At 48.4% G+C, this 250-nt stretch carries 1 pseudogene; it reads left to right on the top strand.

Features of this window, described 5'->3' with window-relative positions:
* Positions 1 to 250 (top strand): annotated as a pseudogene (locus AB4486_RS25670) (ABC transporter permease); the annotation flags it as partial.

Below are 250 nucleotides of genomic sequence, written 5' to 3'. Positions count from 1 at the left end.
GTACTTAACCAAGAGATTGGCGGCTTCCTCGTCATTCCAGAAGATTTCTATAAAGACTTGTTGCTCGGTAAGAGCCCGACGCTTTCTTACGCTGGTGATGCTTCTTACTTCTTGGTCTACGGAACCATTGTTGAAGGGCTTGCCAAGGCCGGTGGTACGTTAGCTGCGCAAGTTAAGGTCAGCCATTTGTTAGTCGAAGGTGTGCCTTTAGAATCGGCAGCCAAAGGCTACAGTGCATTCAGCTTAAACC

Origin of the sequence: Vibrio sp. 10N.222.55.C6, from assembly GCF_041473395.1 — a bacterium.
Classification (GTDB): domain Bacteria; phylum Pseudomonadota; class Gammaproteobacteria; order Enterobacterales; family Vibrionaceae; genus Vibrio; species Vibrio crassostreae_C.
Note: the sequence above shows the minus strand (reverse complement) of the source record. Positions and strands in the feature narration are given on the sequence as shown.